The organism is Streptomyces sp. NPDC020490 (assembly GCF_044335305.1).
In the GTDB taxonomy this organism is placed as follows: Bacteria; Actinomycetota; Actinomycetes; order Streptomycetales; family Streptomycetaceae; genus Streptomyces.
Window position 1 is genome coordinate 21,377 of the sequence record NZ_JBIRUY010000014.1, and the last position, 7,184, is coordinate 28,560.

Here is a 7,184-nt window from a genome sequence, read left to right on the forward strand (position 1 = left end):
CGCGCACCCACCTCCGCTCACGGCGTGTACACCGTGGGCCGCGGCGCCGTCGCCATCCCGTCGCCGATGAAGAAGCTCGGGTGCGGGGGCTGGTTGTAGGCGGTGTTCTGCCAGGCCAGGGCGGTGCGGTACTGGGTGTCGTGCAGCAGGGTGGTGATCCTGGTGCTCGTCTCGTACGGCGTCGAGTAGATCCTCAGCGCCTTGTTGTCGCTGGTCGGCCAGACGACCTCCTCACGCCAGTCGCCGAGGATGTCGCCGGACAGTGACGGCGTGGCCTTGGTGCTGTTGTTGGAGTGCACCGACGCGCCGGTCAGCAGGCGGGTGTCGGACGAGGTGCCGTACTTGTCGATGTGGGTGCCGTCGAGGAGTTCGCGGACGGTGTCGCCGTCCCACCAGGACAGGAAGTTGGTCGAGCCCGGCTTGCGGCTCGCGACGACCGTGCCCTTGGGGTTGCGGATGCCGCTCTCCGCGGCCGACCAGGACTCGGCTCCGGCGCTGCCGGCCCAGATGTCGCCGGAGACGCCGCGGCCGTTGTCGCCGTTGGCCGGGGTGGACCAGATGACCTGGCCGGTCCTCGCGTCCGCCATCCAGGACGACGGCTTGGAGGAGTCCTCGTCGACCTTGAACTCCTCCAGGCCCGCCCGGGACGGGTCCAGGTCGCCGACGTGCATCGCGTCGCCGTGGCCGTTCTTCGTGGTCCACAGCCCGGAGCCGTTGTCGTCCACGGCCATCGAACCGTAGACGATCTCGTCCTTGCCGTCGCCGTCGACGTCCGCGACGGACAACTGGTGGTTGCCCTGGGCGTCGTAGCCCTTGCCGGAGTTGGTCGAGGAGTTGGTGTCGAAGGTCCAGCGGCGGGTGAAGGCCCCGCCCCGCCAGTCCCAGGCGGCGATCACGGTGCGGGTGTAGTAGCCGCGGGCCATGATCAGCGAGGGGCGGGAGCCGTCCAGGTAGGCGGTGCCCGCCAGGAACCGGTCGACGCGGTTGCCGTAGGAGTCGCCCCACGACGAGACCGTGCCGCGGGCCGGGACGTAGTCGACCGTCTGCATCGCCTTGCCGGTCTGCCCGTTGAACATGGTCAGGTACTCGGGGCCGGACAGCACGTACCCGCTGGAGTTGCGGTGGTCGGCGGAGGAGGAGCCGATGACCGCGCCGGTGCCGTCGACCGTGCCGTCGGCGGTCTTCATGGCGACCTCGGCCTTGCCGTCGCCGTCGTAGTCGTAGACCTGGAACTGCGTGTAGTGCGCGCCGGAGCGGATGTTGCGGCCCAGGTCGATGCGCCACAGCCGGGTGCCGTCGAGTTCGATGCCGTCCAGGACGGTGTTCCCGGTGTAGCCGGACTGGGAGTTGTCCTTGGAGTTCGTCGGCTGCCACTTCAGGACGAGGTCGAGCTGTCCGTCGCCGTTCAGGTCGCCGACGGAGGCGTCGTTGGCCTCGTAGGTGTAGGCGACGCCGTCCGGGGTGGTGCCGCCGGCCGGCGGGCTGATGGGGACGTCCTTGTAGCCGTTGCTCAGCTGCACGGCGTGCTCGGAGTCGCCCTGCTCGGCGCCGTTCACGACCGCGCGGACGGTGTAGTCGGCATTGGCGGCGCCGCCGGAGTTGAAGTAGTTCGTGGAGCCGGTGATCGGGCTGGAGTTGAGCTTGGTGCCGGACCGGTAGACGTTGAAGGCAACGTTGTCCGGGTCGGTGCCGAGCCAGCGCCAGCTGATCAGGTTGCCGCTGCTGGTGTGGACGCTGACCAGGCCGCGGTCGAGCTTCTCGACCATGGGGGTCCCCCCGGCTCGAGCGAAGTTCGAGAGCTGGGGGAGGGCGGTGGCGGCCTGGGCCGCGGTGGGGGGAAGCAGCGCGGTGAGTCCGGCGCCGACGAGGGCGGCGGAGAACAGGACTCGGCGTCTGCGGTGCGGGTGCTGCACGGGACGGACCTCCTGGGAGGACGGATGGGTTCCGTTCCCTCAGTCGCCGTCGCTCCGCGCCGCGTTGCCGTATCTTTCGGCCAGTTCGGCGATGGTTCTCGCCATCTTGGCGCGCAGTTCCGCCGGGCGCAGCACCTCGACGTCCGCGCCGAGGCGCAGGAACTCGCCGTGCGCGTGGTCGGCGGACTCGATGGGAACGGTGAACAGCCGTCGGCCGCCCGCCTCTTCGGGTCCGGCCGGCACCGCTCTGGGGAGTACGGCTCCCGGCGCCGGCCGGACCAGGGCCTCGCCGCGGTGCGGCCGCTCATGGCAGCCGCGCTGGTAGGCCGTCCGGTACGCGGCCAGGCCGAAGCCGTCCGGGCGGGTGAACTCCTTCTCGCTGACGGTGAGTTCGAGGATCCGGTCGACGCGGAAGGTGGGCGGCGACGACCGGCACGACGGCGAGGACGTGCGGGTGCGGTTCGTGTGGACCGTCCCCTCCCCCGTCCCCTCCCCCGCCGCGTCCCGCTGGGAACAGGCGTTCTCCGTGGACGGCGGCCGGACCGGGCTGACCAACCGGACGATGGACTTCACCCGGGCTTTCCGAAGGCGCGCAGGTGGAACACCGGGTCGGGGCGCGGGCGGTCCTGGTCGGGCAGCTGGGCGAGCCGGGTGGCGAACCGCTCGGTGAGCGGATCGCCGGGCGGCAGCGTGACGAACCAGCCGCGCCGCAGGTCGGCGATGGTGCGGCGGGGGCTGCGGCCCTGGCCCCGGCCCGGGAAGCCGGCCTGCCCGGCGGGGAGCAGGCCGTGCTCGGCGGCGCGCCGGGCGACGCGGTCGGCGGCGTCGCGGGCCGGGCTGCGCGGGCGGGCGGCCAGGACGGCGTCGATGTCGCTGCCGACGTTGTGGGAGGCGGCCTTGTCCACGGTGGTGACGTACACCCCGCCGGGGCGCAGCACCCGGGCGCACTCGCCGACGACGGCGCGGACGCCGTCCTCGTCGAGGAGGTGCAGCAGCCAGACGCTGGTGACGGCGTCGAAGGCGGCGTCCGGGAACGGCAGCGCGCGGCTGTCCGCCAGCACGACCGTGCCGGGCAGCCGCGCGGCGGCCATCCGGGCCATGGCCTGGGTCCGGTCGACGCCGGCGACCCGGGCGGCGGGCAGCGCGGCGGCCAGCCTCCGGGTCACTATCCCGGTGCCGCAGCCGACGTCGAGGAGCCGGCCGACGCGTGCGGGGAGCAGGCCCAGCACGGCGTCGGCGGCGGCCTCGGCCCTGGGCTCACCGCCGCGGGAGGCGTCGTAGACGTCGGCTTCCTTGTCGTAGTCGAGCACGGGCGTCACTTGGCCCCGTGCCCGGGCGCGAGCGCCTCCACCCTCCGCGCGAGCGCGAAGTCCAGCTCGGTGATCTTGCCGCCGACGCTGTGCGTGTTCACGGACAGGGAGACGGTGTGGTAGCCGAGGGTGAGGTCGGAGTGGTGGTCGAGTTCCTCCTGCACCTGGGCGACGTGCACGACCATGGCGGTGGCCGCGAAGTGCGAGCCGAGCCGGTAGGAACGGGTCAGGCGGTCACCGTCGGCCGTCCAGCCCGGCAGCTCGGCCAGCCGGTCCTCGATCTCGGTGCGCGACAGCGGTTCGACGGGCATGAACTCGCTCCTCTCCGAACGCCGGTACACCTCTCCAGCCTGCCACAGCCGTGCCGCCGCGTCCCTGGTCAGAACCACGCGGGGCGGCTTGCGCCGCAGACATCCGGCCGCCGAACCGGCCGACGGCCCGGGCAGCCGACGGCCCGGGCAGCCGTCGGAGGGGCAGCCGTCGGCTCGGGAGCCGTCGGAGGGGCAGCCGACGGCCCGGCAGTCGGCGGAGAGGCAGCCGACGGCCCGGCAGTCGGCGGCCGGGCAGTCGGCGCACACGGCCGCCCCGGCCGACGCGGCGGCGGCCCGCGCGCACGGCGCCCGGCCGCCGCGACGGCGCGCGCGGCGGCGGGAACGGGGTCCGGCCACCGCGACGGCCACCGGTTCCCGGGCCCGTCCCCGGGCCGCGCCCGTCCACTGCACCGGGCCCGGGGGCGCAGCCGCCTCGGCCGATGCGAGGCCACCGGTCCCCGGGCCGTCCCCCGGCCGCGCCCGTGCGCTCAGCCGGCCCCGCCGGGGCAGCCGCCCCGACCGGCGCGACGGCCACCTGTTCCCGCGCCCGCGCCTCGGCGGGGCCTCTCCGCTGGACGCGTCAAGCCGGCGCGGGGCGCCGCGGGTGAGGAGCGGCCGGTCACCGCGCCGCGAGCGGTCGATCCGCGCCGCTGAAGCGGGTCCTCGGGCGTGGCCGGCGGGGCGGCCACCGGTTGCCGTGCCGCGCCTCGGGGGCGCCCCGGCGGGTGGTCGCTGTCGTCGACTACGGTCGTGCGTATGACGATTCTCGCCTCCGGCGGCACCGCGTCCGCCGCCGTCCCCGCCGGCCAGGGCGTCGGCCCGTTACTGCGGGCCTGGCGGGAGCGGCGGCGGGTGAGCCAGCTGGAGCTGGCGCTGCGCGCCGACTCCTCCGCCCGGCACATCAGCTTCATCGAGACGGGCCGCTCCCGGCCGAGCGAGGAGATGGTGCTGAAGCTGGCCGAGCACCTGGAGGTGCCGGTGCGCGAGCGCAACGCCCTGCTGCTGGCGGCCGGTTACGCCCCCCGCTACCCGAGGACCCCGCTGGACTCCCCCGCGCTGGACGCCCTGCGCGCGGGCCTGGAGCGTCTCATCCAGGGCTACGAGCCCTATCCGGCGCTGGTGGTCGACGCGACGTACGACGTGGTCACGGCCAACCGGGGCGTCATGATGCTGCTGGAGGGCGTCCCCGACGCCCTGCTGAAACCCCCGCTGAACGCGATGCGGCTGACGCTGCACCCGCAGGGCCTCGCGCCCCGTATCCGCAACCTGCGCGAGTGGCGCGGGCATCTGCTGGCCCAAATGGAGCGGCAGATCGCCCTGGACCGCTCCGAGCCGCTGCGGGAGCTGTACGAGGAGGTGGCGGCGTATCCGGTGCCGGAGGGCGGGCAGGGCCACGAACCGGCCGAGTCCGTGCCGTACTTCGCGCTGCCGATGGTGATCGAGCACGCGGGCCGGACGCTGTCCTTCGTCTCGTCCGTCTCCACGTTCAACACGCCCATGGACGTGACGGTCGCCGAGTTGGCCATCGAGACGTTCCTCCCGGCCGACCCGGCGACGGTCAAGTACCTCCAGTCGCCGGTGCCGCACGCGTGACGGCGGCCCGATGTGTATCTTCGCGGATCCTGTGAGAGTGTCGAGGGAACATGACACACTGCTTCGCGCAGACGACGGTGCGTAGGGGAGGCGTGGCGTGAGTGAGCGGCGTCCCGCTCCCACGGTGGGGCAGGTGGTGCTCGGCAGGCGCCTGCAGGAACTGCGGGAGACGGCCGGCCTCAGACGTGAGGAGGCCGCACGCGTCCTGCGGGTGGCGCCGGCGACCGTGCGGCGGATGGAGATGGCCGAGGTCGCGCTGAAGATCCCTTACGTGCAGGTGCTGCTGACCACGTACGGCGTACCGGAAGCCGAGGCGGCCACGTTCATCGCGCTGGCGGAGGAGGCGAACCGGCCGGGCTGGTGGCAGCGGTTCCACGACGTGCTGCCGGAGTGGTTCAGCCTGTACGTCAGTCTCGAGGGCGCCGCCCGGATCATCCGCTCCTACGAACCGCACTTCGTGCCGGGGCTGCTGCAGACCCCGGAGTACGCGCGCGCCGTCATGGAGGCGGGGACGGTCGGGCAGACCGGCCCGGAGGGCATCGAGCGGCACGTGTCCTTGCGCATGGCCCGGCAGCGGCTGCTGGAGCGCCCCGACCCGCCCCACCTGTGGGTGATCATGGACGAGACGGTGCTGCGGCGCCCGGTGAGCATCCGCGCCGAGGTGATGCGCGACCAGCTGGACAAGCTGCTGGAGTTCACGGAACGCGACCGGATCACGCTCCAGATCGCCGAGTTCTCGGACGGCCCGCACCCGGGGACGGTCGCGCCCTTCACGCTGTTCCGGTTCGCCCAGCCCGAGCTGCCCGACCTGGTCTTCACCGAGTACCTCACCGGCGCGCTGTACCTGGACTCCCGCAAGGAGGTCTCCGCGCACCTGGAGGTCCTGGACCACATGACCGCGCGCGCCTCGTCGGCCGAACGCACCAAGAAGATCCTGCGGGAGTACCGCGAGAACTTCTGAGCCGTCCCGCCACCGGATCACGCGCCGCACCTTCCGGCACGCACCTTCCGAGCACCTCCGAAGCACCTCCGAAGCACGCCGAAGCACCGCCGAGCAACGCCGAAGCACCTTCCGAGCAACGCCGAAGCACCTTCCGAGAGACCGAGGAGAAGACAGCGCATGACCGGATCCGACGCCACCGCCGTCCAGATCGACACGAGCCGGCCGCACCCGGCCCGGGTGTACGACTGGTGGCTGGGAGGCAAGGACAACTACCCGGTGGACGAGGAACTGGCCCGCAGGATCCTGGCCTCGGACGGGACCGCGGTGCGCGGGGCGCGGGCCAACCGCCGGTTCATGCACCGGGCCGTGCGCACGGCGGCCGAGGCGGGCATCCGCCAGTTCCTGGACATCGGCACCGGCATCCCCACCGAGCCCAACCTGCACCAGGTCGCCCAGACGGCCGCCCCGGAGGCCAGAGTGGTGTACGCGGACAACGACCCGATCGTGCTGCGGCACGCCCAGGCGTTACTGCAGAGCACGCCCGAGGGCAGCACCGACTACATCCACGCCGACGTCCGCGACCCCGGCACGATCCTGCGCCTGGCCGGCGAGTCGTTGGACTTCGACCGTCCGGTGGCGCTGTCCATGGTGGCGCTGACCCACTACCTGGGCGACGAGGAGGACGACGTGTACGGCCTGGTCAAGCGGTACGTCGACGTGCTCGCGCCGGGCAGCCACCTGATCCTCTCCCAGGTCACCCAGGACCTCAGCCCGGACGGCGTGGCCAAGGCCGCGGAGCTGTTCCGCAGGAGCGGCACGCCGTTCTACCCGCGCACCCTGCCGGAGTTCTCCCGCTTCTTCGACGGCCTGGAACTGCTCGGCCCCGGCGTGATCCCCGTCTACGGCTGGCGCCCGGACCCGGAGGACGTCACGGCCCAGGCCGAGGGCCTCGTACCGGTCTACGCGGGAGTCGCCCGCAAGGACTGACCGGAACGCGCCGGGCCCGGGGGGGGGGGGGGGCGGGGGGGGGGGGGGGGGGGGGGGGGGGGGGGGGGGGGGGGGGGGGGGGGGCGGGGGGCGGGCGCGCCGGCGCGGGGGGGGGGGGGCGGGCCGG

At 73.5% G+C, this 7,184-nt stretch carries 7 protein-coding genes; 3 read left to right on the forward strand and 4 right to left on the reverse strand.

Annotated elements, in window-relative coordinates:
- Positions 1-17 precede the first annotated feature (17 nt).
- The 4 genes from ACH4ZX_RS16760 to ACH4ZX_RS16775 are packed head-to-tail and all read right to left on the reverse strand — an operon-like array spanning position 18 to position 3,534.
- Positions 18-1,913 carry a rhamnogalacturonan lyase gene (locus ACH4ZX_RS16760; protein WP_398272765.1) on the reverse strand — a complete coding sequence of 632 codons (1,896 nt, stop codon included), beginning with the start codon at positions 1,911-1,913 and terminating at the stop codon, positions 18-20.
- Between the two features lie 39 nt (positions 1,914-1,952).
- The gene (locus ACH4ZX_RS16765; RefSeq protein WP_398272767.1) at positions 1,953-2,486 is read right to left on the reverse strand and encodes a helix-turn-helix transcriptional regulator; all 534 of its coding nucleotides are present in this window, start codon (positions 2,484-2,486) and stop codon (positions 1,953-1,955) included.
- On the reverse strand, positions 2,483-3,223 hold the full coding sequence (locus ACH4ZX_RS16770) for a class I SAM-dependent methyltransferase (protein ID WP_398272769.1): 741 nt from the start codon (positions 3,221-3,223) through the stop codon (positions 2,483-2,485). Before ACH4ZX_RS16770 ends, ACH4ZX_RS16765 begins: the two co-directional genes overlap by 4 nt.
- A 5-nt stretch (positions 3,224-3,228) precedes the next feature.
- Positions 3,229-3,534 carry a 4a-hydroxytetrahydrobiopterin dehydratase gene (locus tag ACH4ZX_RS16775; protein WP_398272975.1) on the reverse strand — a complete coding sequence of 102 codons (306 nt, stop codon included), beginning with the start codon at positions 3,532-3,534 and terminating at the stop codon, positions 3,229-3,231.
- Positions 3,535-4,290: 756 nt separating this feature from the next.
- Here ACH4ZX_RS16775 and ACH4ZX_RS16780 point away from each other — a divergent pair.
- The 3 genes from ACH4ZX_RS16780 to ACH4ZX_RS16790 all read left to right on the forward strand — a co-directional run bounded on the left by ACH4ZX_RS16780 (position 4,291) and on the right by ACH4ZX_RS16790 (position 7,057).
- Complete coding sequence (locus ACH4ZX_RS16780; RefSeq protein ID WP_398272770.1) at positions 4,291-5,127, forward strand: helix-turn-helix domain-containing protein; 837 nt, start codon at positions 4,291-4,293, stop codon at positions 5,125-5,127.
- Between the two features lie 97 nt (positions 5,128-5,224).
- The gene (locus ACH4ZX_RS16785; protein ID WP_398272772.1) at positions 5,225-6,088 is read left to right on the forward strand and encodes a helix-turn-helix domain-containing protein; all 864 of its coding nucleotides are present in this window, start codon (positions 5,225-5,227) and stop codon (positions 6,086-6,088) included.
- A gap of 159 nt (positions 6,089-6,247) precedes the next feature.
- The gene (locus ACH4ZX_RS16790; RefSeq protein ID WP_398272774.1) at positions 6,248-7,057 is read left to right on the forward strand and encodes an SAM-dependent methyltransferase; all 810 of its coding nucleotides are present in this window, start codon (positions 6,248-6,250) and stop codon (positions 7,055-7,057) included.
- Positions 7,058-7,184: the final 127 nt, after the last annotated feature.